The sequence below is a fragment of the Clostridium sp. AM54-37XD genome (assembly GCF_003478225.1).
GTDB classification, from domain to species: Bacteria; Bacillota; Clostridia; order Lachnospirales; family Lachnospiraceae; genus Coprococcus; species Coprococcus ammoniilyticus.
On sequence record NZ_QUEV01000002.1, the window covers coordinates 185085 to 211542 of the forward strand.

The 26458-nt window shown below is 41.4% G+C and carries 27 protein-coding genes and 1 pseudogene; 22 read left to right on the forward strand and 6 right to left on the reverse strand.

Features of this window, described 5'->3' with window-relative positions:
- Positions 1-616: 616 nt before the first annotated feature.
- The 14 genes from DXA07_RS02545 (at position 617) to DXA07_RS02600 (ending at position 12385) form a co-directional block, all read left to right on the forward strand.
- The gene (locus DXA07_RS02545; protein ID WP_118483263.1) at positions 617-1681 is read left to right on the forward strand and encodes an ATP-binding cassette domain-containing protein; all 1065 of its coding nucleotides are present in this window, start codon (positions 617-619) and stop codon (positions 1679-1681) included.
- Positions 1662-2324 carry a methionine ABC transporter permease gene (locus DXA07_RS02550; protein WP_008402135.1) on the forward strand — a complete coding sequence of 221 codons (663 nt, stop codon included), beginning with the start codon at positions 1662-1664 and terminating at the stop codon, positions 2322-2324. The genes DXA07_RS02545 and DXA07_RS02550 overlap by 20 nt, the downstream gene beginning before the upstream one ends.
- Before the next feature lie 146 nt (positions 2325-2470).
- Complete coding sequence (locus DXA07_RS13885; protein ID WP_348980725.1) at positions 2471-2650, forward strand: hypothetical protein; 180 nt, start codon at positions 2471-2473, stop codon at positions 2648-2650.
- Positions 2623-3312: a MetQ/NlpA family ABC transporter substrate-binding protein gene (locus tag DXA07_RS02555; protein ID WP_348980731.1), complete on the forward strand. Its 690-nt coding sequence runs from the start codon at positions 2623-2625 to the stop codon at positions 3310-3312. The genes DXA07_RS13885 and DXA07_RS02555 overlap by 28 nt, the downstream gene beginning before the upstream one ends.
- A gap of 893 nt (positions 3313-4205) precedes the next feature.
- Positions 4206-4553, forward strand: a complete 348-nt coding sequence (locus DXA07_RS13890) for a response regulator (RefSeq protein ID WP_348980726.1) — start codon at positions 4206-4208, stop codon at positions 4551-4553.
- Positions 4554-4558: 5 nt separating this feature from the next.
- Complete coding sequence (locus DXA07_RS13895) at positions 4559-4867, forward strand: winged helix-turn-helix domain-containing protein (protein ID WP_348980727.1); 309 nt, start codon at positions 4559-4561, stop codon at positions 4865-4867.
- Positions 4864-5883 (forward strand): sensor histidine kinase, encoded by a 1020-nt coding sequence (locus tag DXA07_RS02565; protein ID WP_118483265.1) that lies wholly within the window; start codon positions 4864-4866, stop codon positions 5881-5883. Before DXA07_RS13895 ends, DXA07_RS02565 begins: the two co-directional genes overlap by 4 nt.
- Positions 5884-6281: 398 nt before the next feature.
- On the forward strand, positions 6282-7049 hold the full coding sequence (locus tag DXA07_RS02570) for an ABC transporter ATP-binding protein (protein ID WP_021943424.1): 768 nt from the start codon (positions 6282-6284) through the stop codon (positions 7047-7049).
- The gene (locus tag DXA07_RS02575) at positions 7036-9102 is read left to right on the forward strand and encodes an ABC transporter permease (protein WP_118483267.1); all 2067 of its coding nucleotides are present in this window, start codon (positions 7036-7038) and stop codon (positions 9100-9102) included. The genes DXA07_RS02570 and DXA07_RS02575 overlap by 14 nt, the downstream gene beginning before the upstream one ends.
- An 81-nt stretch (positions 9103-9183) precedes the next feature.
- Positions 9184-10254 (forward strand): tryptophan--tRNA ligase, encoded by a 1071-nt coding sequence (gene trpS / locus DXA07_RS02580; protein ID WP_021943426.1) that lies wholly within the window; start codon positions 9184-9186, stop codon positions 10252-10254.
- A 131-nt stretch (positions 10255-10385) separates the two neighbouring features.
- Complete coding sequence (locus DXA07_RS02585) at positions 10386-11126, forward strand: hypothetical protein (RefSeq protein ID WP_117808257.1); 741 nt, start codon at positions 10386-10388, stop codon at positions 11124-11126.
- A gap of 147 nt (positions 11127-11273) precedes the next feature.
- Positions 11274-11597: a cupin domain-containing protein gene (locus DXA07_RS02590; protein ID WP_117808258.1), complete on the forward strand. Its 324-nt coding sequence runs from the start codon at positions 11274-11276 to the stop codon at positions 11595-11597.
- A 29-nt stretch (positions 11598-11626) separates the two neighbouring features.
- Entirely contained in the window at positions 11627-11776 is a 150-nt protein-coding gene (locus DXA07_RS02595; RefSeq protein ID WP_330584394.1) for a hypothetical protein, read from the forward strand.
- Between the two features lie 39 nt (positions 11777-11815).
- Positions 11816-12385 (forward strand): restriction endonuclease subunit S, encoded by a 570-nt coding sequence (locus tag DXA07_RS02600; RefSeq protein WP_117808260.1) that lies wholly within the window; start codon positions 11816-11818, stop codon positions 12383-12385.
- Between the two features lie 108 nt (positions 12386-12493).
- Here the strand turns inward: DXA07_RS02600 and DXA07_RS02605 are convergent, their stop codons facing one another.
- On the reverse strand, positions 12494-12838 hold the full coding sequence (locus tag DXA07_RS02605; RefSeq protein WP_181986536.1) for a cupin domain-containing protein: 345 nt from the start codon (positions 12836-12838) through the stop codon (positions 12494-12496).
- 384 nt (positions 12839-13222) lie between these two features.
- Between DXA07_RS02605 and DXA07_RS02610 the strand changes: the two genes are divergently transcribed.
- On the forward strand, positions 13223-13813 hold the full coding sequence (locus DXA07_RS02610; RefSeq protein WP_117808262.1) for a zinc dependent phospholipase C family protein: 591 nt from the start codon (positions 13223-13225) through the stop codon (positions 13811-13813).
- Positions 13814-13904: 91 nt separating this feature from the next.
- On the opposite strand, the gene DXA07_RS13260 is transcribed toward DXA07_RS02610, so the two are convergent.
- Genes DXA07_RS13260 through DXA07_RS02620 form a run of 3 tightly spaced genes read right to left on the reverse strand, consistent with a single transcriptional unit; the run spans position 13905 to position 15048 of the window.
- Complete coding sequence (locus tag DXA07_RS13260; protein ID WP_243013857.1) at positions 13905-14105, reverse strand: hypothetical protein; 201 nt, start codon at positions 14103-14105, stop codon at positions 13905-13907.
- A 20-nt stretch (positions 14106-14125) separates the two neighbouring features.
- A complete protein-coding gene (locus tag DXA07_RS13265) occupies positions 14126-14485 on the reverse strand; it encodes a chromate transporter (RefSeq protein WP_243013858.1) in 360 nt (119 codons plus the stop codon).
- On the reverse strand, positions 14482-15048 hold the full coding sequence (locus DXA07_RS02620; RefSeq protein ID WP_008402150.1) for a chromate transporter: 567 nt from the start codon (positions 15046-15048) through the stop codon (positions 14482-14484). The genes DXA07_RS13265 and DXA07_RS02620 overlap by 4 nt, the downstream gene beginning before the upstream one ends.
- A 178-nt stretch (positions 15049-15226) precedes the next feature.
- On the opposite strand from DXA07_RS02620, the gene trkA reads away from it, so the two are divergent.
- Both trkA and DXA07_RS02630 read left to right on the forward strand, forming a co-directional pair.
- The gene (gene trkA, locus DXA07_RS02625; protein WP_117808263.1) at positions 15227-16636 is read left to right on the forward strand and encodes a Trk system potassium transporter TrkA; all 1410 of its coding nucleotides are present in this window, start codon (positions 15227-15229) and stop codon (positions 16634-16636) included.
- A gap of 37 nt (positions 16637-16673) precedes the next feature.
- Positions 16674-18133, forward strand: a pseudogene (locus DXA07_RS02630) (TrkH family potassium uptake protein).
- Between the two features lie 59 nt (positions 18134-18192).
- On the opposite strand, the gene DXA07_RS02635 reads toward DXA07_RS02630, so the two are convergent.
- Positions 18193-18507, reverse strand: coding sequence for a helix-turn-helix domain-containing protein (locus DXA07_RS02635; RefSeq protein WP_118483270.1), 315 nt, complete (start codon positions 18505-18507; stop codon positions 18193-18195).
- A gap of 19 nt (positions 18508-18526) precedes the next feature.
- The gene (locus DXA07_RS02640; RefSeq protein ID WP_118483272.1) at positions 18527-19450 is read right to left on the reverse strand and encodes a PucR family transcriptional regulator ligand-binding domain-containing protein; all 924 of its coding nucleotides are present in this window, start codon (positions 19448-19450) and stop codon (positions 18527-18529) included.
- A gap of 418 nt (positions 19451-19868) precedes the next feature.
- Between DXA07_RS02640 and gabT the strand changes: the two genes are divergently transcribed.
- The 5 genes from gabT (at position 19869) to DXA07_RS02665 (ending at position 26442) form a co-directional block, all read left to right on the forward strand.
- Positions 19869-21227, forward strand: a complete 1359-nt coding sequence (gene gabT / locus DXA07_RS02645; protein WP_117808349.1) for a 4-aminobutyrate--2-oxoglutarate transaminase — start codon at positions 19869-19871, stop codon at positions 21225-21227.
- 301 nt (positions 21228-21528) lie between these two features.
- Positions 21529-22296, forward strand: coding sequence for a YdcF family protein (locus DXA07_RS02650; protein WP_181983874.1), 768 nt, complete (start codon positions 21529-21531; stop codon positions 22294-22296).
- 192 nt (positions 22297-22488) lie between these two features.
- Positions 22489-23244, forward strand: coding sequence for a response regulator transcription factor (locus DXA07_RS02655; protein ID WP_242996095.1), 756 nt, complete (start codon positions 22489-22491; stop codon positions 23242-23244).
- Positions 23245-23265: 21 nt separating this feature from the next.
- Positions 23266-24849 carry a HAMP domain-containing sensor histidine kinase gene (locus DXA07_RS02660; RefSeq protein ID WP_117808268.1) on the forward strand — a complete coding sequence of 528 codons (1584 nt, stop codon included), beginning with the start codon at positions 23266-23268 and terminating at the stop codon, positions 24847-24849.
- Between the two features lie 33 nt (positions 24850-24882).
- Positions 24883-26442: an AMP-binding protein gene (locus tag DXA07_RS02665; protein WP_117822236.1), complete on the forward strand. Its 1560-nt coding sequence runs from the start codon at positions 24883-24885 to the stop codon at positions 26440-26442.
- The last annotated feature ends 16 nt before the right edge of the window (positions 26443-26458 follow it).

Genomic DNA, 26458 nt, shown 5'->3' on the forward strand with positions numbered 1-26458 from the left:
AATGTTAAGCCGATCTTCCTCCTAACAATAGTATTTACATCTGTATAGTTTAACTGAAAACGTAATATGTGTCAACATCATTGCGTGTAACAAGAGAAGACAAGTGTAGTTTTCTACTGATTCAACAAGAACTGGGAGTATAAATCATACTGCATATTTGTTGGCTATAAGAAAAACTTATAACCAGTCAAATATATATCCTATAACTTAAATAGGATATAATGGTTGACAACCGGAAAAACGGACGCTATAATCATGAAACATGGAAGGAACAAAACAGATAAAACATATCAACATAGTATGAAAAAGTTCCTGAGAATAAATCACAGAGAATTTACAAGGAGGATAAGCATATGGGCTCAGAAAGAATCATGACAACTGCAAAGAACAATATGTGTTGCTGCCGGATGATGTGTGATTGTATGGCGTTTATTTCATATGCTTTGAACACCTGATTTGTTAGATATATAGTATTGTTTATCATATAACAAAGGGCAGTTGTCATAAGCATATGATGACTGCCTTTTGTTATGCGGCAGCATGGTATCTATTACATGGATAAAGTAGAAGACTGTCTGATTTATAATAGGAAAAGAACTTGAAAGGGGAGAACAATATGGCAATTATTCAGATTGAGCATGTGTCGAAGACGTTTCAGACCAAAGACGGAACGATTGATGCTTTAAAGGATGTATCACTGAATATTGAAGCCGGCGACATTTATGGAATCATCGGAATGTCCGGTGCAGGAAAAAGTACCCTGGTACGATGTATCAATCATATAGAAGTACCGACATCGGGAACGGTCGTGGTACAGGATAAGGAGCTTGGTGGTCTGTCAGATAAAGAGCTTCGTAAACAGAGAGAACATATCGGTATGATCTTCCAGCATTTTAATCTGCTGATGCAGAAATCGGTTCTTGATAATGTATGTTTTCCACTGTTCATTCAGGGAAAATCAAAGGCAGAGGCGAGAAAAAAGGCATATGAGCTGTTAGAGATCGTTGGTTTGCGGGATCGTGCAAAAGCATATCCTTCACAGTTGTCCGGTGGACAGAAGCAGAGAGTTGCAATCGCAAGAGCACTTGCATCCGATCCACAGATCCTGCTTTGTGATGAGGCAACCAGTGCACTTGATCCACAGACAACATCGTCGATTCTGGAACTGTTAAAGGATATCAACCAGAGATTTGGAATTACGATCGTTGTGATCACTCACCAGATGGCAGTTGTCCGTGAGATCTGTAATCAGGTAGCGATCATGAAGGATGGTCAGGTCGTTGAGTATGGCAGAACGATTGATATCTTTAATCATCCAAAGTCCGAAGTAGCCAGAGAGCTGTTACAGAAGGACGAAGGAAATGCTACAGAGCCGAAGTCATTAAAGACGACTGACCGCATAAAGAATGGAACCAGAATTCGAATCGTATACACGGAGAATTCAGCATTTGAACCGGTAATTGCAAATATGATCCTGACATTTAAGGAGCCGGTCAATATCTTAAAAGCAGCGACAAAGAATGTCGGAGGAGTGGCAAAGGGTGAAATGATACTTGAGCTTCCGAAGGGTTCGACAAATGTTGCAGCGATGGAACAGTACCTGAAAGAACGGGGATTGGAGCTTGAAGAATTAAGTGACAATGTGAATGGAGGTGAGGAACATGTGGACGGAACAAATTAGAGAAATGATCTTAAATGGTATCTTAGAGACACTTTATATGACAGTTGTTTCTACATTGTTTGGATATGTATTCGGACTTCCGATGGGCGTGCTCCTCTGTATCAGCGATAAAGACGGACTGAAACCGCATCCGGTTTTGTATAAGATTCTTGATTTTATCGCAAATATCGTTCGAAGCGTACCATTCCTGATCCTGTTGATCTTATTGATCCCATTTACCAGATTTCTTCTTGGTAAGAGTTACGGATCGACAGCAACGATCGTACCGCTTACGGTAGCAGCTATTCCGTTTATCGCAAGAATGGTAGAGTCATCCTTGAAGGAAGTTGACAACGGAGTTGTTGAGGCTGCCCGCGCGATGGGTGCTGGAACGATGCGGATCATCCTTCGTGTGCTCCTTGTAGAAGCAAGAACATCGCTGATCACCGGAGCAACGATCGCGATCGGAACCATCCTTGGTTATTCTGCGATGGCAGGTGCAGTCGGAGGTGGTGGACTTGGTGATATCGCAGTCCGCTATGGATATTACAGATACCAGACAGATATCATGATCGTGACAGTTATCTTACTGATCGTGATCGTTCAGATCTTCCAGTCAGTCGGAATGCTGATCGCAAACCGATTAGACCGGAGAAAATCATAATCAGATAAACCCTGACCATGACAGCCGGATCAGTACCGGAACGTTATTGGCGGTTTACAAACAGATGTCAGGAAAGTGCACACCGGGCATCCGATATATAAAAATGAAAATAAAAAAGGAAAAATAAAGAAAGAGAGGAATCTTCCATGAAAAAGACATTTAAAAAATTATTAGCACTTACATTAACAGGCGTATTAGTAGCAGGAGCCTTTCAGGCTGCGGCAAGAAAGAAGATAAAGACAGCAAAACAAATTCAAAGACAATTACGATTGCAGCATCTGCAACACCACATGCTGAGATTCTTGAGTATGCAAAGACAGCATTAAAGGAAAAAGGATATGATCTTCAGGTTACAGTATTTGATGATTATGTAAAGCCAAATGAAGTTGTAGAAAGCGGCGAGTTCGATGCAAACTACTTCCAGCATGTTCCATATCTTGAGAGCTTCAATGAAGAAAAAGGTACACATCTTGTAGTTGCAGGCAAAATCCACTATGAGCCATTCGGTATCTATCCGGGTACAAAGAAAAGCTTAGATGAGATCGCTGACGGTGATTCTATCGCAGTCCCGAATGATACAACAAATGAAGCAAGAGCCCTTCTGTTATTACAGGACAACGGAATCATCAAGTTAAAGGATGGCGCAGGTATCAATGCAACTGTTAATGATATCGAAGAAAACCCACACAATGTAGAAATCGTTGAACTTGAGGCAGCACAGGTTGCCAGAGTTGTAAACGAGACAGCGTATGTCGTTTTAAATGGTAACTATGCACTTGCAGCAGGCTTCTCAGTAGGAAAAGATGCTCTTGCATATGAGCAGAATGATTCAGAAGCAGCTAAGACCTATGTAAACGTTATCGCTGTTAAGGAAGGCAACGAAAACAACGAAGCAATCAAGGCACTCGTAGACGTATTAAAGTCTGACGATGTAAAGAACTACATCAAAGAAACTTACGATGGAGCAGTTCTTCCTTACGAAGAGTAAGCCGCTCGCATCCCGTAATAAAATACCCTGAGACAGATATGGTGAAAAACTCATTTCGTATTCTATAAAGTTCGTGCACTGATTTGTCAGCAGTCGCCCTAACTCACCCTGACGGGTTCAGACAAGGGCTTGGTGCTGACAGTTAGCACAAACTTTATCACGAATACTACATGAATGTTTTTCACCATATCTGTTTCAGGGCTTTTTTATTACGGGATGCTAGTTGCATTTCAGCCATGTGAGCTGAATAGAATATGTGATGTTTCCTTCTTAGCTGCCTAATGGCTTTTTTGTATCATAAATTGTTGTGCTACATTTCTACTTCCTGTAAGGAAGAGCTGCAGTTAGTAATAATAGACATAGGCAAAGCTTTACGGTGTTAGTTGGTATATACTTTAGAGCACAGACTTTAAGGAATGTATTTGCGATATTCACTTCAATTTCGTGGTTGTGAGATGCTGGTCCGTTGGTCTTTCTTGCGAGAAACAGAAAACTATAATAACAATACAAACAAGAAAAAGGAATTAGGCAAATAAGAAGAAAAATGTTCATAGTATTTTTGTAATGAAGCTTGCGCTAACTGTCAGCACCAAGCCCTTGTCTGAACCCTTTAGGGTGAGTTAGGGCGACTGCTGACAAATCAGTGCGCAAGCTGAATAAAAAATACATGAATTTTTCTCTTATTGCTCTAATGGCTTTTTATAGTTTGGATTGTTAATAGTAATTATTCCTCGCAAAAAAGACCAACGGGCTAGCATCTTGTAATAAAATACCCTGAAACAAATATGGTGAAAAGTTTTTGGGGTATGCTATAATGATGCCGACAGGTAGCTGGGTAGTGTGACTGCCTGTTGGGTAAATATAGGCGATAAAAGGAGCCGGTAGAGAGCGTTATGAAAAAGATTTTTATTGTGGAAGATGATAAGAGCATATGCATGGAGCTTGTTGAGATTTTGGAGAACGAAGGCTATGCAGCATCCTATCTGACTGATTTTGAACATTCAAAAGAGAAGATTCTGGCAGCGAGGGCAGATCTGATTTTGATGGATATTAATATTCCGGGCATAAATGGCAGAAATCTGTTAAAGGAGATTCGGAAGGAATCGGATATCCCGGTTATCATGGTGACTAGTCGTACATCAGAGATGGACGAGGTTCTGTCGATGAGCTATGGGCAGATGATTTTATCACGAAGCCGTATAATCCGACGATCCTGTTGCTGCGGATCGCAGCAGTGCTGAAACGGATGGAGGGAAGCCAGAATGCAGCATCCTATCGTGGAGCAGAGGTGAATTTCAGCAAAGGGACAATCCGGCTTGGTGAGAAAGAACAGGTTCTGACGAAGAATGAGATGATCATTTTCCAACGGCTGTTAAGCAGTAAGGACAAGATCGTATCCAGAGATGAGATCATGACAGATCTCTGGGATAATGAAGAATATGTAAATGATAATGCACTTACGGTTAATATCAGCAGGCTTCGGACAAAGCTTGCGGAGCTTGGACTGCCGGATGCGATCGAGACAAGAAAGAAACAGGGGTATCGTCTGATATGAGAATTTGGGAATATATAAAAGATAAAGCGGGTATTCTGATCGGTTATCTGTTATTTATAGCGATCATGTTAATTGCTTTTCGTGCGATGCGGACACCAGGGGAGCTGACGGTGATCTTTCTTGTGCTGACAGTTTTGCTTCTGGTAACTGTCATATTAACAGACTATATAAAACGCAGACATTTCTATAATTCCCTTTATGCACATATGGAGCAGTTGGATCAGAAATATCTGGTCATGGATACGTTAGAGGAGCCGGGTTTCTATGAGGGAAAGCTGGTCTATGAAGCGTTATATGAGATCAATAAATCCATGACAGAGCATGTGAGGGAGTACCGGCAGAGTGTGGATGATTTCAAGGATTTTATCGAGATATGGGTGCATGAGATCAAACTACCGATCGCAAGTCTGGTACTGATGTGCCACAATAATCAGGATAGGATACCGAAGAAATACGAAGATCAGGTGAACCGTCTGGATGCATATGCCGATCAGGTGCTGTATTATGTCCGGGCAGAGCATGCGAGCAAAGATTATCGGTTTGATTCAGTACGAATCAAGTCGGTTGTGAATAAAGTGGCGTTGAAGAATAAAGATATGTTGCTGGAGAGTGACATTTGCCTGGATGTGCATGACGTTGATGTCAGCGTTACGACAGATGCCAAATGGCTGGAATTCATGATAAACCAGATCATGAGCAACAGCATCAAATATATGAAGCCGGATGAGGATCGGCAGATTCAGATCTGGACGACAAAAGCAGGTGACGATATCACACTCCATATCAGAGATAATGGAATCGGAATTTCCGAAGCAGACCTTCCTCGCATTTGCGAAAAATCGTTCACCGGTGAGAACGGACGTCGTTTTGCCAAGTCAACAGGTATGGGCTTATATATCGTAAAAGGTCTGTGCGACCAGCTAGGACATCATCTTACGATCACTTCCAAAGAAAATATCGGAACAGACGTCGCTGTAACCTTTGGCGGAAACGACTATTATCTGGTGGATGAATAAAACTATACTTTACCATGTGCCCCTTATCTGACAGACAGATAAAGAATGCCCAATGTCTTAACCTTACAAAACTGTAACCTTCTGTAACATAAGAAAAACGACATTCCTCCTTGAAAACGATATACTCACACTTGTAAACAGGAGATGAGGTGTTGACAGGATCAACAACTCTTAACTCAGTTATTAATAGAAAATGGTGTGTGGGTAAATCGTTTTAGTATTTCGTGGATGTTTTTATGGGGCTGTTGTTCTGACAGTGAGCAATACCTAAAATACATAGAGCAGCCGACTGAGTGTTCTGCTATCCTGTGCCATGTCGTCGGAGCAATGGTCACAAAAAACATGTAAGTGTTACCTGAACGATTTAGTCACACACCGGATAGCAAGGAGAGATAAAAGTGGAAACAATTTTAAAGATTGAGAATATCGAAAAGTATTACGGCAACAAATCCAACATTACAAAAGCCATTGATAACATTTCATTTAGTGTAGAAAAAGGTGAGTACGTTGCGATCATGGGAGCATCCGGAAGTGGAAAGACGACACTGCTTAACTGCATTTCCACCATAGACCGTGTCAGCAGCGGTCATATCTATGTAGGAAGAGATGATATCACAAAGCTTCGCGGCAACCAGTTGAACCGCTTCCGCCGGGAAGAACTGGGATTTATCTTTCAGGATTTCAACCTGTTAGATACACTGACAGCATATGAGAACATTGCACTGGCGTTATCGATACAGAACACGCCTGCGAAGAAGATTGACGAAAAGATAAAGAAGATCGCAAAGGAGCTTGCAATCGAAGAAGTTCTGAATAAATATCCATATCAGATGTCCGGGGGACAGAAACAGAGAGTGGCATCTGCGAGAGCGATCATTACGAACCCGAAGCTGATCCTTGCCGATGAACCGACCGGAGCACTGGATTCCAAATCCGCAAAGCTGTTGCTTGAAAGTCTGAAACATCTGAATGAAGAACTGTCAGCTACGATCCTGATGGTAACACATGATTCCTTTACCGCAAGTTATGCCGGTCGCATCCTGTTCATCAAGGACGGTAAAATATTCCATGAGCTTCGCCGTGGAGCAGACAGCCGAAAAGAATTCTTCAACAAGATCATAGATGTCGTAACTTTGCTTGGAGGTGACTTAAATGACGCTCTTTAAGTTATCCCTTAGTAATATGAAGAAAAGCCTGAAGGACTATGCAATCTATTTCTTTACATTGGTTCTTGGCGTAGCGATCTTCTATATTTTTAATGCGATCGAGACACAGACGGCGATGATGAGGATCTCCAAAGATACCAGAGAAATTGTAGAGCTGATGGCAAATATCATTTCCGGTGTCAGCGTATTCATTGCATTTGTGCTTGGTTTCCTGATCATATATGCCAGCCGCTTCCTGATGAAACGGCGTAACAAAGAATTTGGATTGTATCTGCTGCTTGGAATGGGCAAATGGAAGGTGTCAAAGATGCTGTTTATTGAGACACTGATCATCGGTCTGGTTTCACTTGGCGTTGGACTTCTTTCCGGTATCGGGATTTCCCAGCTTACCAGTCTGTTAGTTGCAAATATGTTCGAAGCAGATATGTCATCATATAATTTTGTATTTTCAAGTCCCGCATTTGTAAAAACCTGTTTCTATTTTGCCATCATCTATGTGGTTGTGATTCTGTTTAATACGATTGCAATCGGACGATGCAAATTGATCGATCTGTTTCAGATGGGAAGAAAATCAGAGACTGTTAAGATGAAAAATCCGTGGATATCGGTATTTGTATTTCTTCTTTCCGTAGCAGGACTTGGATATGCATATTACTATATTAATTCAAATACAACAGATCTCTATATGAAAGATATCTATTTCTGTATCGGACTTGGATGTGTCTGCACATTTTTGTTTTTCTGGTCGATTTCCGGTATGTTGTTCCGGTTAGTTTCTTCCGTGAAGCGTGTTTATTATAAAGGACTGAATTCATTTGTCATCCGTCAGATGAGCAGTCGTGTAAATACAAATGTACTGTCAATCTCGATCATTTGTATTATGTTATTTGTTACGATCTGCGTGCTGACTTCGGCGCTTACGATCCGAAATGGTTTGAATGAGGGGTTAAGAAGGTATGCTACCGTTGATGTAAATATTACCAGACAGGTAAGAAGTTCTGATTATGATGTTGCAGCCGGTAAGGGTGCGGATGAGGATGCTTACTATGATCCGACATGGGATAAACGCGATATTTGCGATATATATAAGGAACATGGAATTGATTTGCCGTCTATGTTTTCAGCCTATGAAGATGTGTATATATATTCACTGCCGGATTGCACATACGGGGATACATTCAGTGAACAGGCAAAGGATGCGTTCCTTGGTGACCAGCCGATGTATGGCATGATGGATATCATGGAAAATGTCATGACAGTGTCCGATTATAATCGTGTGGCAAAGCTGTGTGGTTTTGAAACTGTGTCGATCAAAGATGATGAATATGGAATCGTGGCGAATTATAAGCAGATGGTGACATACAGAGATATGTCATTGCAGGCCGGTATGCTGATTCAGGTAAATGGTTATGAACTGAAGCCGGGAATGAGCAAATGTCAAGCCGGTGATATTCAGATTTCTACACAGGCCATTAATATCGGTATCATTATTGTGCCGGATGGGGTGCTTGCCGGAGTAACTCCGATCTCTGAAAGCTTGCTTGCAATCTATAATACGACCGATACGGATAAGATCATGGCGAGAAATGAACATATCAATCTGGATGATGACCCGGATGTCAGGCTGAGTCTGAATACAAAAGAAAAGGTAAAAGCTGCCAGTATTGGACTGGGTGCGATCGCATCCTTTATCGGCTTATATATTGGAATGATCTTCCTGATCTCCGGCGCAGCTATCCTCGCATTAAAGGAATTGTCAGAAAGCACCGATAATGTGGAACGATATAAGATGCTTCGAAAACTAGGGGTGGATCAGAAGATGATCAATCATGCGTTATTTGCACAGATGGGTCTGTTCTTCCTGTTCCCGCTTGCACTTGCAGTCATTCATTCGATATTTGGATTGAAATTCAGCAGACAGATTCTTTCACTGATGGGAACCGATGACATGGGAGCAGCCATGCTTATGACCGTTGTTGTTCTGGTTGTGATCTATGGCGGATATTTCCTGATCACCTATTTCAGTGGCAGAAAGATCATCAGTGAGCAGTAGGGTTTCCTTGACGGTAACAGTATCTCGCGGTATAATTGGGGGCAGGATTATCGAACGAAGAAATGAAGGAGACTTTTTAAGATGAGTAGAATTATTTTAACCGGTGACCGCCCTACAGGACGACTTCACGTTGGACATTATGTTGGTTCCCTTTCTGAGCGTGTAAAGCTTCAGAATTCAGGAAACTATGACGAGATATATATAATGATCGCAGATGCACAGGCACTTACAGATAATGCCGAGCATCCGGAGAAGGTGAGACAGAACATTATCCAGGTTGCACTTGATTATCTGGCATGTGGGATCGATCCTGAGAAATCAACGATCTTCATTCAGTCCATGGTTCCGGAACTGACAGAATTATCTTTCTATTATATGAATCTCGTTACAGTATCTCGTGTACAGAGAAATCCTACTGTAAAATCCGAGATCAAGATGCGTAATTTTGAAGCAAGTATTCCGGTTGGATTCTTCTGCTATCCGATCAGTCAGGCAGCAGATATCACGGCTTTCCGTGCAACAGAAGTGCCGGTTGGTGAAGATCAGCTTCCTATGCTGGAACAGTGCAAGGAGATCGTTCACAAATTCAATTCCGTATATGGCGAAACCCTGACAGATCCTGAGATTGTATTACCGTCTAACAAAGCATGTCTCAGACTTCCGGGTATCGATGGAAAAGCAAAGATGAGCAAATCTCTTGGCAACTGCATCTATCTTTCCGATGAAGCAGATGAAGTAAAGAAGAAGGTTATGTCCATGTATACAGATCCAAATCATATCCGTGTGGAGGATCCGGGACAGATCGAGGGAAATTCCGTATTTACATATCTGGATGCGTTCTGTCGTCCGGAGCATTTTGAACAGTTCCTGCCGGATTATAAGAATCTGGATGAACTGAAGGAGCATTATAGCCGTGGTGGTCTTGGTGATGTTAAGGTGAAAAAGTTCCTGAACAATGTATTACAGTCAGAGCTTACACCGATCCGTGAACGTCGTAAGATGTGGGAGAGCCGTATTCCGGATGTCCTTGACATCTTAAAGGCAGGAAGCGAGGCTGCACAGAAGAAAGCAGCAGCAACTCTTCATGATGTACGTTCTGCTATGAAGATCAATTACTTTGATGCAGACGGGCTGGAGAATGATTATAAATAAAATTGACAGACATAAGAGGACGGTCGTGAAAACGGCCGTCCTTTTGTTGTACAGCAAAAAGTTGGAAAAGTTGCAAAAAACATGTACAATAAGGATGGAAAAGTTACAGAATATATGGGGAGACACCGGATATGAAAAAGACGATTTTATTATTAGGGGCAGTTGGAGTGCTTATGATGACAGGGTGTGCCGATGAAGGTATCACGACAGATTATGGAGAATGGGTAGCTACATCCGAATACAGTATGGATGGAACAACTGAGAATTACCGGACAATAGAAGTAGATGCGACAGCGGAGAAGACAGAAGCGGCATCAGAAAAAGAAATGGAGGGAAGTTCAGATCATATGAATACACAGAAAAAAGACAGCACAACAGAAAAGACAGATGGGACAGAGGAAGCGAGATATTCGTGCGAGAATTATACATTTTATAGAGTAAATGATGATGTGGACCTGGCAGGCAGTTATTTGTTGTTAAATGTATATGAGGACGAAGCACTTGCAGAATATCATGGTCTGTTTATTGGTCAGATCGTTACATTATTTGGCGATAAGGAGACAACCGAGAATAATGAGGAGTTACTGGACTATACGATCGCGGCAGAAGATAAGGATGGTAAGGTGATCTATCTGACTTTATATTATGGGGCGTCAGGACCGGCAATCGGTGGCTTTGATGGTGACGAATATATGGCGGCTGCAGAAGAGCTGGAGAAGCTTGTCAGAACGACAGAACCGATTGACTATGAGTGCACCAGTGTCTATGAGGATCTCGGCATGACAATTCGAATGGGCACCAGAAATGGACGGGGCTTTTATGAAACCGAGATGCCGGAAGGTATGGAAGACTTTTATAATGATATGTATTAATGAAAGACAATCGGATAAAAAGAAAACTGTATGAAACACATACAATAAGGTATAATGAATACAGACAGATTAATGCATATATAAGACAGTGGATTGATAATGGAAAAGAAATAAAAAATAATTTTGAAAGCGAAAGGACAAAGAAATATGTACAAGAATATTGAAAAAAAGACAAAATTATTATTAAAGGATCAGGTAGAATATCAGGAGGGACAGGTAGTTAGCAAGACACTCGTTCAGAATGACTATGTAAGCGTGACTGTTTTCTCATTTGACAAAGGCGAGGAAATCTCTACACATGCATCCGGCGGAGATGCAATGGTAACTGTCCTTGATGGTACAGGACGTTTTACCGTAGGCGGTGAGATATTCATCTTAACAGAGGGTGAGACACTCATTATGCCAAAGGATGTTCCACATGCTGTATATGGCGAAGAACAGTTCAAGATGTTATTGACTGTATCTTTCTAAGCCTGAATTATTTGGGAGATTTTGTTGTTATGGATATTGAAATCTACAATCGTTGGGAAAAGATGTTGAAATTAAGAGAGGAACTGCTTGCTGTTGATGAAGACAGAATGGCTGGAAGAAAAGGCTATATGCTTGATGAACTGGATGTATACCTTGATAATGTGATTGGAGAAGTATAGTATATGTGGACTATATGACTAAACTATAAATTTGTCGAAATGTTCGGGGATGAGAAAAGATATCCTTCAAAATCTATAGCTGAGGTAGCTAATATTTGTAGAGGGGCTTCTCCAAGACCAATATCAGATTATTTGACTGAAGATGTAAATGGAGTAAATTGGATAAAAATTGGTGATATATCAATTGATGATATATATGTCACACATACGGCTGAAAAAATCACTAAGGAAGGAGCCAAAAAATCAAGGTATGTTACACCAGGGGATTTTATTCTTTCAAATTCCATGTCATTTGGTAGACCATATATTCTAGGTATTGAAGGATGCGTTCATGATGGTTGGTTGATAATATCTGATTATCAAGAATCATTAAACACATTATTCTTTTATTATGAGTTGAGAGCAAATCAAGTGCAGTCTCAGTTTAATGCTTTAGCAAATGGTACAACTGTGGAAAATCTTAATACAGATCTTGTTAAGGGTGTTAATATAATTGTTCCATCTATTGAATTACAAAATGAGTTTGCTGATTATGCTCAGTTTTGCGACAAATTGAAATTTGAAGTACAAAAATTAGTAAAAAATCACTTGAAATATATATATATATAAAATTTCCACTAGAGTAAATCGATACTCTAGTGGAACCATTATACTTTTGAGTTTTGCTTGAAGACATTCAAAAGCGGGTTTTCTTATAATCTCTAAGTGAAGGCTTCCTTAAGCATCCTCTTTTGTGTATTCCACAGTTCCAAACGGATGATGTGGTGGGGCGTAAATGGTAGACAGCCTGAACGGACATTTGCCTGTGTTCTTGATGTTGTGCCATGTTCTGGCAGGAACGAATACGGCATCACCTTTACACATACGCTGCTCACAGTTCAGATTGTGTGGGCAGTTTCCTGTCATGACCATAGCATTTCCTTTTTCAACACGGATGAGCTGATCCATGTCCGGATGAAGTTTTGCACCGATATCGCGGCAAGGCGGAATGCTCATTAAGGTCATTTGCAAATGACAGCCGGTCCAGAGTGCCGTACGATAGCACTTATTCTGCTCTGCCATTTCCTGAATATTTGTTACCTGTCTCCCCTGCTGCCTCCCACGCCCCCCTGCTGTAAGTACATTGCGAGTATTTCGTCGTGAGCTGCACATTGCCAGTAAATACGGGTGCGTGTCTGAGCCGAAGGCGAGTTCGCACAGGAGTATTTACGAATAAGGCATGTGAAGCGAACAGAAAACGCAGCAAGTACTTACAGCAGGGGGGCGTGGGAGGCGGCAGGGGAGACAGGCAGGAGGGCAGAATTGCCCCGTGTAAAAATTGTTAGAAAATTTTTCTAATTTCAAGAAAATTCTGTGAAATGGCTTGTATTTCATACTTCCTGCGGTAAAATATAGATAGGAACAACGGAAAAGTTGTGCCGAGTTAAAAGTGGGAAGGAGACTGATATGAAAAAAAGAAGTCATTTATTTGTAACCAGAGAAATCATAGAACAGGTTCCACAGAACAAAAGGAAGTGGTTATTGTTAGGCAGTATTCTGCCGGATATATTGGTTCATACCTATATTAAGAAGCATACCTGGAAAAGTTCATTTGATAATACAGTCAACCGGATACAGAAGCTGGAAGAAAAGGGGAAGAACAGCAGATATTCTTTCCTGAAACTCGGATATGTACTTCATTATGTGGAGGATTTCTTCACATATGCGCACAACTCCATTTTTGAAGGCGGTTTTTCTGAACATGTTGCATATGAAAGTGGATTTCAGAAGTTTTTATTTGGACATGGACATGTAGAACAGGAAGAAACGAGTCGGATCGGTGAAATGGTTCATTCTGTGGAGGAAGCGGTCGAGTATCTGAAGAAAAACCATGCACTGTATATGACGGAGGCCGGAGATAATGAAACGGATGCACGCTATATTCGGAATGCATCAAAAACCATCGGTACGTTTCTGGTACGGGCATTTGCCATGAACAGTGTGGCAGCAGAGGAGTATGTTCCGGCATACGCACTTGCTCCATCCTATCGAAAATAAAAGGCAGAGCAATCTGATATAAAAGGATAATTATGACTGCCAATGAAAAATATGAAGTCACCTGATACTTTGCATTGTATCAGGTGACTTTTTATCTGATGTGTTCGGCAATCACGGATACCACGATCCCCAGAACCGCGGAAAGCAGGATCAGGGAGATCGCTGACAGCTTTTGCTTCCATTTGCGCCGGATGAAGAAATAGATTCCTGCAAGCAGGCACAGAATAATGATAGCAGGGATATTCACATCATATTCGGATAAGCTGACATATCCGGTAGACTTTAACAGCATGTTGATTCCGGTTGCAAGGATCAGGCCAGGATAACCGGTTTGATGCCATACAGGAAGCCCTGCACGTAGGTATTTTTCGTCAGATTTTTTAAAACTGCGGCAATTAATAATATAATGAAAAAGGACGGCGTGATGACACCGAGAGTAGCGACGATACCGCCCGGAAGTCCTGCCTGCGTCGATCCGACATAGGTCGCCATGTTGACTGCAATCGGACCCGGTGTAGATTCGCAGACACCGATGAAATTGTAAAAGGCATCTTCACTCATCCAGTTATGGCGGATGACAGCATCCTGGATCAGCGGTATCATGCCGAAGCCGCCTCCGAAGCTGAACAGTCCTACTTTAAAGAATTCAATAAACAATGTCAGATATATCATTTGTCTGCATCCTCCTTTCGGATTCTTTTAAAAGAGGTACAGAAAATTCCGATGATGCCGCCTGCGAGGATCAGAAGAATTGCATTAACGGATTTGGAAAGCAGTTCTCCGATCACCATGATTATAAAAGTAACTACAAATACAAGAACCGGTATTTTTTTTCGGTCGAGTGTTTTCATCATGCTGATTCCGGTTGTAAGGATCAGAAAAGCAACAGCACATTTAATGCCAACGAAGGCATACGCTACATATTTATTTGCAATGAAAGCATCAAAAAACAGAGAAATGACAAATATAATAATAACGGATGGGATACAGACACCGAGGGTGGCTGCCAGACTTCCGCGGAAGCCTCTTTGTTTATAACCGACAAAAGTAGCGAGGTTGATCGCCAGTGGCCCGGGCGTTGATTCAGCGATCGCAATCACTTCGATCAGTTCGTCTTCCGTGAGCCAGTTCCGTTTTGCAACCACTTCTTCCCGGATCTGTGCGATCATCGCATAACCGCCGCCAAATGTAAATAATCCGATTTTGAAAAAATTAATAAATAAAGAAAATAACATATCAAATCCTCCAGACAGGAGTATAGCACAGAATCAAACTAAACTTTAGATAAAATTTTCAAATATCACTGTACATATAGAAAAAAGATGTTACAATCAAGATTGACGCTATAATAAAGTGAGTATTTTATGCACAAAAGTATGTATAATATATAGCCGAAGTCGGTGGAGGTAAGTGATGTTTAAGCAACGAGGCGCGAAGAAAACGGGTCTTAATATATTGATTATAGGATGCGGTAAGGTCGGAACGGCACTGACCAGACAGTTGTGCAAGGAAGGGCATGATATAACAGTCATTGATAAAAATGCGGATAAGGTTGAGATGAACGTCAATCAGTATGACGTTATGGGAATCTGCGGAAATGGTGCAAGCTACAGTGTGCTGATGGAAGCCGGTGTGGAGAATGCCGATCTTGTGATCGCAGTAACAAATTCTGACGAGCTGAATCTGCTTTGTTGTACGATCGCAAAACAGGGACGTGACTGCGCAACGGTAGCGCGTGTCAGAAATCCGGACTACAGCAAGGAGATAAAATATCTGAAAAAGAGTCTGGGACTTACCATGGTCATCAATCCGGAGCTTGAAACAGCAACGGAGGTTGCGCGTGTACTTTATATGCCGACGGCTTTGGAGATCAATTCCTTTGCACATGGTCAGGCAGAGATGACGAAGATCAAGATTCCGGAGCATAATATGTTAGACGGACTGTCTGTGGCACATCTTGGTCAGCAGCTTATGGATCGAGCGAAGAATATCAATATTCTGATTTGTGCGGTTGAAAGAGATGGAGAAGTCTATATTCCATCCGGTCATTTTAAACTGCATGCAGGAGATGTTCTTTCGTTTGTAGGATCCCGTCCGATGAGCCGTGCATTTCTTGATTTTATCGGATTCAAGACAAATCGTGTCAGTGATGCGATGATCGTCGGCGGTGGTGACGTTGCATATTATCTTGCAAGTCAGTTGATCAATATGGGAATCAATGTAAAGATCATTGAGAAAGAGAAGGATCGTTGTGAGCGACTCAGTATTCTGCTTCCGAAAGCAGTTATTATCAATGCAGACGGAACCGATCAGGACGTATTAAAGGAAGAAGGCTTAAGCAATGCAGAATCCTTTGTTGCTTTAACCGGGATTGACGAGGAAAATATCCTCCTGACACTGCACGCCAGACATGTTTCAGATGCAAAGACCATCACGAAGATCAACCGTAGTAATTTCAAGGAAATAATTAATAATTTGAACCTTGGAAGTGTATTTTATCCGAGTTTTATTACAGCGGAGACTATTACTGCTTATGTTCGTGCGAAATCAAATACACGTTCCATGAACAGCAGTGTGCAGACGTTATATCATATGTTTGATTTCCGGGTAGAGGCGATCGAGTTCCGTGTGGATGAAGCATCCGAGGTAACGGGTAAGCCACTGATGGATCTGAAGTTAAAGAAGGATGTGCTGATCGCATTTATCAATCGAAACGGTACGATCATTACACCATCCGGTCATGATACGATCGAAGTCGGGGATACCGCCATGGTAGTAACGACTCATACAGGATTTAATGATATCAGGGATATTCTGGTATAAGTAATGAGTATTTTTGTAAAAGGGAAAATAGGAAGCTATGAATCGGTCAATGATTTTATACGTAGTCGGACATGTGGTCATGCTGGAGGGGGTTATGCTTCTTCTGCCATGTCTGGTTTCGTTGATTTATCAGGAAAGTGAAGGAATTGATTATCTGGTGATGGCAGTTATCTGTATGCTGCTTGGAGCCATCATTGTAAAACATAAACCTAAAGTAAATGTATTCTATCTGAAAGAGGGCTGTATCGCTACAGCATTGAGTTGGATAGCACTGAGTATATTTGGTGCACTTCCAATGTGCATATCAGGGATATCCCATCTTTCACAGATGCGTTATTTGAGACGATCTCCGGTTTTACAACCACAGGAGCCAGTATCTTAAACGATGTGGAAGCATTATCCCGGACGACGTTGTTCTGGCGAAGCTTTACACACTGGATCGGTGGCATGGGTGTGCTGGTGTTTCTGCTTGCGGTATTGCCGCTTAGTGGCGGATCAAATATCAATCTGATGAAAGCAGAGAGCCCAGGACCTTCTGTTGGTAAGCTTGTACCGAAGATCAAGTATACGGCGCGAATATTATATGTTATTTACATTGTATTAACGGCTATAGAGATCATCTTGTTAATAGCCGGGAAAATGCCGGTATTCCATGCATTCTGTACCGGATTCGGAACAGCGGGTACAGGTGGATTCGGAACAAAGAATGATAGCTTTGCCAGCTTTTCGCCATATCTGCAGTGGGTGGTAACGATCTTTATGATCTTATTCGGTGTGAATTTTAATGCATACTATCTGATTTTATTTGGCAATATCAAAAAGGCATTGAAGATGGATGAGGTGCGAACCTATTTCCTCATTATTGTGGCAGCGATCGCAGTTCTTGTATTGAATCTGATTCATACAATGGATGGATTCTGGACAGTACTCCGTCATGCATCGTTCCAGGTCGCTTCGATCATAACAACAACCGGATTCTCCAGTGTGGATTTTGACCTGTGGAACCAGACATGTAGGACGATACTGGTTATTCTGATGTTCATTGGTGCATGTGCAGGCAGTACCGGTGGTGGTATCAAGGTATCCCGATTTATCATCGTGGTAAAAAGTGTGATAAAAGAGTTGAATTCCTATCTGCATCCAAAAAGTATCAAGAAGATCAAAATGGACGGCAAGCCGGTAGAGCATGAAGTGGTACGTGCGGTAAATGTATATTTTATAACATTTATCATCCTGTTTACAACATCCGTACTGCTGATCTCCTTTGAGGGAAAAGATATGACATCAAACTTTACTGCGGTTGCGGCAACGATCAATAACATCGGACCGGGACTGGAGCTGGTAGGACCAACGAAGAATTTTAATGTATATGGTACATTTTCCAAATATGTGTTGATGTTCGATATGCTTGCCGGAAGACTGGAGCTGTTCCCATTGCTCTTGTTGTTCTATCCGCCGGCATGGAAAGAATTACTGGCGGTCAGACGCAGAAAATAACAGGCCAATTAATGACCGGATATATGATGTACATGATATTAAAATGTGTTGCAGCAGATTCAGGAAAACAAATCCAGATAACTATGAACTTGAAATGCGGTCATCAGTTCAAAACGAGTGGACGGATCATCTAAAGCAAGATGTAAGTCCTCCCTTAATATACGGACACGATAATTGACGGTGTTCCTGTGACAGAACAGGGCACCGGCAATTTTTTGTATACTGCCATCACAGAGCAGATACTGATAGAGTGTTTCCAGATAATTCGTATGGTGCTGCTCATCGTATGTAATGATGGATCCCAGGGTATCGTTTACATATTCTCTAAGAACATCCATATCACTTACAGATAAAAGAAGCTTATAGAATCCCATATCATCGAAGAAGAACAGGCTACTGTTCTTTTTTTTGTGCCATCAGGGCGGCGCACTGTCCCTGTAAAAATGCCTGACTTAATCCGGTCAGGTCTTTGGTTGGCGCACTGATTCCGATATACATGGAAGTTGTTCCGGCAGATTCTCCCATATGATACAGAAGCCGTGTAAGCTCCTGTTCAAGCCGTTCATTTGACCGTGCGGGTCTGATCAGCAGAGTATAGTCGGTGCCGTTGACAAATGTATATGGCAGATTATAGATTCTGACCAGACGTGTCAACAGATTCTGAAGAAAACTTCCGGCGGTATTTGCATAACCGGATGAGATGGTGGAATGCTCAGACTGCTGGATAGAGGTATTTGTCTGTGCAGCGGTTGGTTTCATGGATGCTGTATCACGCAGATCTGATATATATACGAGATGGTATTGGGCATCCGCTTGAAAACCATGTTCATATAAGACAGGCAGGCTGATTTCCATCAGAGCTTTGTCATTTGGGTGAAGGATCACGCGCGAAAGGGCTGTTGAGATTGCCTGACTGGTCTGGGTATCATCAAATATCCGATTGTAATAATCGTGTGTGATATCGAAGATCCGCGTTTCCCATGGCATAAGAAAGAGCGGGTAATGCTTCCGATCGCACAGCATACGGATACGGTCGGAGATATCGGAACGGTTCAGATGTCCGCCGATATTGATAATAAGGCCGCAGGTTTTATGCTCGATCAGCCCTTTGATGAAGTTATATAACCAGTATTCATTTCCGCATAGAACGCCGGTCGTAATGATTAGTTCACCGCCATGCAGGAATTCTAATGTATCGGGATCTTCTGATATATAGACCCAGTTCATCAGATGATCCAGTCCTTCTTCCCCTGCGATCAGATCCAGACCATAGGTGCTTTTTGTTTCTTTATATAAATCTCTTAATAATATTGCCATATATAAGATCCTTTCTTAGCAGAATTTGATAATTGTTACTTGTCTATGTATAAGAAGTCCGTTCAATCAAAATATGATCTGCGCGTATCGGCTTGGCGGTGGCTTATTGATTTGAAGCAGTTTGAACATGATTGCCTAATATTTGCTTAATTATATAAGGTTTATATTAGCTGCTGCTTAATATATTAAACCACTGATTTGTGCTATGAATTACAATAACCCAACAATATCATAGAAAATATGTGTCTGTCAAACATATACTTGTGCTATCAGCACAAAACAGGGCGGAAGTTTTTGTGCTGATGGGATATGGTGATCGGCTTTTATGAATGGCATACTGTAGAAAATTTACAAGAGCAAATAAATGAGCGGCACAGATATAAAGGCCGTCCGTATAAGAAGATGGAGGATGATACATATGTTAAGAACAGATTTACCGGAAATAATAACAGAGACTTTACCCGGTCCTAAGGCACAGGCAATTATAGACAGAAGAGCACAGGCAGTTCCAAATGCGATCCGTTGCGGATATCCGGTCGTTATAGAACGTGGTGAAGGCGCCATGATCGAGGATGTTGATGGCAACAAGTTCTTGGACTGGATCGGTGGTGTCGGTGTATTGAATATCGGATTTTCCCAGCCGGAGGTTGTTGAAGCAGTAAAAGCACAGGCAGATAAATATTTCCACGGCATGTTCAATGTCGTAACACATGAAGGCTATGTAGCACTCGCAGAGAAGTTATCCGGTATTGCACCTGTAAAGGGCGACAGCAAGAAAGCATTCTTTGCAAATAGTGGTGCAGAAGCAGATGAGAATGCAGTTAAGGTAGCAAAGGCATATACAAAGCGTCCAAATATCATCGTATTCTCCGGTGCATTCCATGGTAGAACACATTTTACAATGGCGATGACATCCAAGAAAGCATATGCAAAAGATATGGGACCGTTAGCAGCCGGTGTGTTCCGTGCACAGTTCCCATATTATTATAGAAATCCGGAAGGAATGCCTGAGAATAAGGCAGTTGATTACTATATCAAATCTATCTACGATGTATTTGAACAGTGTGCGGCAGCGGACACGATCGCAGCGATCGTTGTTGAGCCGCTTCAGGGCGAAGGTGGTTTCATCCCTGCACCGATCGAATGGGTAAAAGCAGTCCGTAAGATCTGTGATGAAAATGGTATCCTGTTGATCGCAGATGAGGTACAGAGCGGTTTCTGCAGAACCGGTCGTATGTTTGCTTCTGTTTACTGGCAGGAGGCCGGTGTAGAGCCAGATATCATCGCAACAGCAAAATCCATCGCAGCCGGCGTGCCATTATCAGCCATTATTGCAAGAACTGAGGTTATGGATGCAGTTCCGGCAGGAACGATCGGTGGAACCTATTGTGGAAATCCACTGGCATGTGCCGCATCCTTAAAGACGATCGAGATTATGGAGAGAGATCATCTGGCAGAGCGTTCCTGTGAGATCGGTAAGAAAGTAACAGAGCGTTATCTGGAAATGCAGAAGAAATATCCGGTTATCGGTGATGTCAGAGGACTTGGCGGTATGATCGGTATCGAATTCGTAAAAGATCAGGAAACAAAAGAACCGGATGCAGCATTTACATCTGACCTGATCCAGACTTGTGCGAAGAAAGGTCTGTTAGTAGAAGGTGCAGGAACCTACAACAATGTAATCCGTTTCCTTGCACCACTTGTAATGACAGATGAGCAGCTTGCAGCCGGTCTTGATATTTTTGAAGCATCTATTAAGGAATGCCTGAAACATTAATAATCATTAGAAATTATAAGAAATAATATTTAATGGTTTAAAATCATTTTAAATTAGCGTAAATACAGTCATTTTGGATAATGAATTGTTCCAAATGGAGCAATCCGTTGCCTGAAATGGCTGTTTTTTGTTAAAAACAGTATATAATTATGTTTAAATATAATGTAACCGGATCATTTATAAATCTTAACCGCTCCGCAATAGAGATGATGGCATTTTGATGCATTTGGATGCTATAAACATGGAGTGAACTCCAGAAAAGGGAGAATTATATAAAAAGACGGGAGGTATGCAGGGAAAATTGAAGAAATTATGGCTTAGAATAGTATTATTCATAGCAGGATTTGCAGGAGTATTCATATTTCTGTATCCATTTGTTACGAAGGGGATTAAAAACATAGGAAATCTTACGGGAGTTGTTCTTGGCATCTGCCTGATCTTATATGCGGCATGGTTCCACAGAGTGAATCGCTGGGTGAAAAAATGGATGACCCGGACTGCCGGAAAAGTAATATGCGGGATCGTTTTGCTGATTGTATTAGTTGCAGTTGGATTTGCGGCAGCAGGTACGATATGCATGATACGGGCATCGAAGAGCACTCCGAAGGATGAAACGGTTATGATCGTGCTTGGCTGTGGTGTAAATGGCGACCGCCCAAGCCTAATGCTGACGGAACGCTTAGATGCGGCATATGATTATCTGAACACACATGAAGAGGTTGTGTGTATTCTGTCCGGTGGACAGGGAAAAGGTGAGAATATCAGCGAAGCGGAATGCATGTACCGGTATCTGACAGAAAAAGGCATTGCGCAGGACCGTTTATATAAGGAAGACCGGTCAACCTCGACCAGAGAGAATCTTCTATATTCAAAGAAGATCATAGAGGAGAAGAATCTGGATCCGCAGGTTATTATCGTAACAAATGAATTTCATGAATACCGTGCATCTGTTATTGCAGAACATACAGGTATAAAACCATCGGCGGTGTGCGGGAAAACAGCGTGGTGGTTATTGCCAACTTATTATCTGAGGGAACTTTACGGAATCGTCTTTGAATGGATTTTTTAGATAGCTTAAACAAAAAACTTAAGAATCTTAAAAATTTAGATACAAAAAGGATGTAATTTTCTGGTATAACCTGACTTAACAAATCTTAACAACACCTGACGCATACTTGAATTATAGATGCAAATGCTATAATGTTGGGGTGGTTATTGAAAGTTAAAATCAAGGCATATTAGAAAAAGAGAGGATATGGTTATGATTTTAGAAAATAACAAAACAATAGATGGAGAGAAGCAAAAGGGATTGCTGTCCGAACAGGAAGCGAAAATTCTGATCGTAGATGATGAAAAGGATATTCGGAAGCTTGTAGGTATTTACCTGAAAAAGCAGGGATATAAAACACTGGAAGCAGAGAATGGACAGATGGCGATCAATGTTATGAAAGAACATTCGGATATTGATCTGGTTATTATGGATATTATGATGCCTGGAATGTCGGGAACCGAAAGCTGTGCGGCTATCCGGGAATTCTCATCGGTTCCGGTGCTGTTCTTAACAGCCAAGACACAGGAGCCGGACAAAAATGAGGCATATGATATTGGTGGAGATGATTTCTTAAGCAAGCCTTTTGAACAGGGTGAGCTGATCCGGAAGGTGAAAGCACTGATCCGACGTTATAATGTTTATAAAGGAAGAGAAGATAATGCGGATGGAATACTTCGTGTCGGAACAATATCAATCGATCCGTATAAGCGTGTGGTAACGAAAGAAGATGAAGTCATCCATCTGACGGATAAAGAATTTGCACTGCTGTTTTTCCTTGTGAAGAATCGTGGTAGATCCTGGAATCTGGATGAACTATATGAGAATATCTGGCAGGAAAAATATCTTCCTTCATCGTCAAATACGGTCATGGTGCATGTGCTCAGGCTTCGACAGAAGATCGAGGAGAATCCGGCACAGCCTGAGATTATAAGAACGATTTATGGAAAAGGATATCAGGTGGATTAAAGCCTGAAAAGGTCAGACAGAATGAAAGACAGAGAAACGAGACAAAAGAATAGACGGGAAAAAAGAACAGACGAGAAGCTTACCTTAAATACGAAGCTGATTCTGGTTATTGCAGGAAGTCTGTTACTTGCAGTCGGTTTGTTCTTCGTCTGGCTGAAAACTACAGTATATATAATTGACAAAAACTATCTGAATGAGACAGCCACAGCCCGGCGGACAGAAGAGAAGATCGACCGCTTTTCCGATTATGTCAGGGATAATAAGGTGAAATCAACAGATATGAATGCTATTCTCAGATGGCAGCAGGAAGAGGGAAGTGTATATCTTCTTGTATATCAGAATGAGAATGTAATATATGATTCAACAAAACAGAAAAGACGTACCGCGATGGAGCGTTTTTTTAATAAGATAACAAATGGAAACAAGAAGGGCAGAAAGCTTGCAGAGTCTGAAGAAGACAAGAAGCAGATGCTGAATAATATTAAAAACAAACGGCTGGTTGAGATTTACAGGAAGAAAAAAGAATATAAGAGACAGACAGAAAAGACAAATGAAAATGTTGGCAATGATATAGCATCTTCTGAGTCAGAATATAAAGAAACAAATCCGGTCGATACTTCAGATGTAGAAGAATTAGCATCTCAGTATGGAAATTATGCATTTTATTCTGTGCGGTTCGAGGATGGTCTGTATGATGTCTGTATCGTGGATTACTCAGAGAAAAGAGTTTACTATTTCTGGATGACAATTGGTTTTCTGGTGTGCTCGTTTATCTTTATGATGTTTGTTATGATCTATAACGGTCGTGTGGTAAAGCGCGTAAGACGTCTGACACGGGAGGTATCCTGTATTAAAAAGAAAGATATCAATGCTGCTATCACGAAGTCCGGGCATGATGAGATCTATGTGCTGGCGGATAATATTGACAGTATGAGAAATTCAATCATTCAGCAGATGAGCAAAGAAAAAGAAGCCTGGCAGGCGAACCGGGATCTGGTCACAGCAATGGCACATGATATCCGGACACCGCTTACGGTATTGAATGGGTATCTGGATCTTCTGGAAACAAGTGAATTTGATTCGGAAGAAGAGTATAAGCAGTACGTTGATATCTGCGTGGATAAGGCAGGGCAGTTAAAAGATCTGTCAGACAAGCTGTTCCGTTACTTCTTCGTATATTCCGGACATACGGATGAACTGAAGATGGAAAAGTTTCCCGCAAAAGAATTTTTCCAGCAGATGATCGGTGAATATATGTGTCTGTTAGAAGAAAAAGGAATCACATTCCAGGTCAAGACGGAGAATAATTCACCGAAGATACAGATTGATGCACCGCATCTGAAACGGTTGTTTGATAATATATTTACGAATATAAGAAAATATTCGGATTACAGCAAACCGGTAGAGATTCAGTATAGTACCTCTGATACGAAGGTAACATTGGTGATCAGTAATCATATAAGCAAAAACAGAAATGAAGCAGAAAGCACAAGGATAGGAATTAAGACCTGTGAGAAAATTGCACAGGAAATGAACATAGACTTTTCAGTAAAAGAGAAGAAAGGGCAATATACAGTAACACTTGTATTTGCAATCGTGGAATAAAGGAGGTCCGGACAGGTTCCGGTAAAGAAAGATATGAAGAATGTACTTGAATTTATTGAAGGCTCAGTAGCTAAATATCCAGACAAATTAGCAGTTGCCGATGTTAACGGAGGACTCACTTATAAAGAACTGGAGAAAGCTGCAAAACAGGTTGGAGCATGGTTATATCAGGGACTTGGCGGATGCAAGAATCGTCCGGTTGTTGTACTTCTTGATAAGGAGCCGAAGAGTGTGGCAGCATTCATGGGTGCTGTATATAGCGGAAACTTTTATGTGGTCATAGATGCGGAGATGCCGGTTGACAGAGTGAATAAGATCTTAAAGGCATTGAAACCGGAGGCTGCCATAACCGATAATAAGCATCTCGATAAAGCAAAAGAACTGCATGTTGAAACAGAGGACGGCAAGGGCTATGCACCAAAGATTTTCAATCTGGATGAGATGGATCAGGAAGCAGACCAGAGTTGTCTGTCAAAGGTAAGAGCCAATATGATCGATACGGATCCGGTGTATGCATTATTTACTTCCGGTTCGACAGGTGTTCCAAAGGGTGCGGTTATATCACATGCAAATATTCTTTCTTATATTACATGGTATACAGAAGCCTTTGATATCAACGAGACAACAATATTTGGAAATCAGACCCCATTTTATTTTAGTATGTCTGTTTCAGATTTATATAGCACATTGAAAAATGGCGCAACATTGTATATAATACCAAAAGCATATTTTTCATTCCCAATCAAGCTCATGGAATTCCTGAATGAGAAAAAGGTTAATACGATCTACTGGGTTCCATCGGCGCTTTCGATCATTGCAAATTATAAGATGTTCCAGTATGCTAAGCTTCCGGATCTGAAAAAAGTGTTATTTGCAGGCGAGGTTATGCCGACAAGACCATTGAATTACTGGATCGAGAATCTGCCGGATGCCATGTATGCAAACCTGTTTGGCCCGACAGAGACAACCGATATTTGTACCTACTATGTGGTAAACAGAAAGTTTCGTGACGATGAGCCCCTTCCAATGGGAAATGCATGTAACAACTGTGATGTATTTGTACTTGGAGAAGATGGCAAGGTGGTTTCGCCGGAGATCAATCCGGAGACAGGCTTCAGTGCAGAAGGTGAATTATATGCCAGAGGTTCCTTTGTCGCTCTTGGATATTATGGAAATGAAGAAAAGACAAAAGAAGCCTTTGTCCAGAATCCGTTAAACCCGAATTATCCGGAACTGATCTACAAGACAGGTGATCTTGTAAAATATAATAAATATGGCGAACTGGTCTATATATCAAGAAAAGATTATCAGATCAAACATATGGGTTATCGTATCGAGCTCGGCGAGATCGAAGCGGCTGCCGGTGCGATCGAAGGTATCCGAAGCTATGCATGTATCTACGATGATGCAGAGGATAAGATCGTATTTATATATGAAGGTAAGAAACTGGATGATGCATTCCTGCTTGGGGAATTCAAGAAAAAAGTTCCACATTATATGGAACCGAACCAGTTTGTAAGAGTGAAGAGTATGCCACACAATCAAAATGGAAAAATTGATCGTAAGTGGTTGAAAAATAACTATAAATTATAAGAAATGAGGAAAAAGA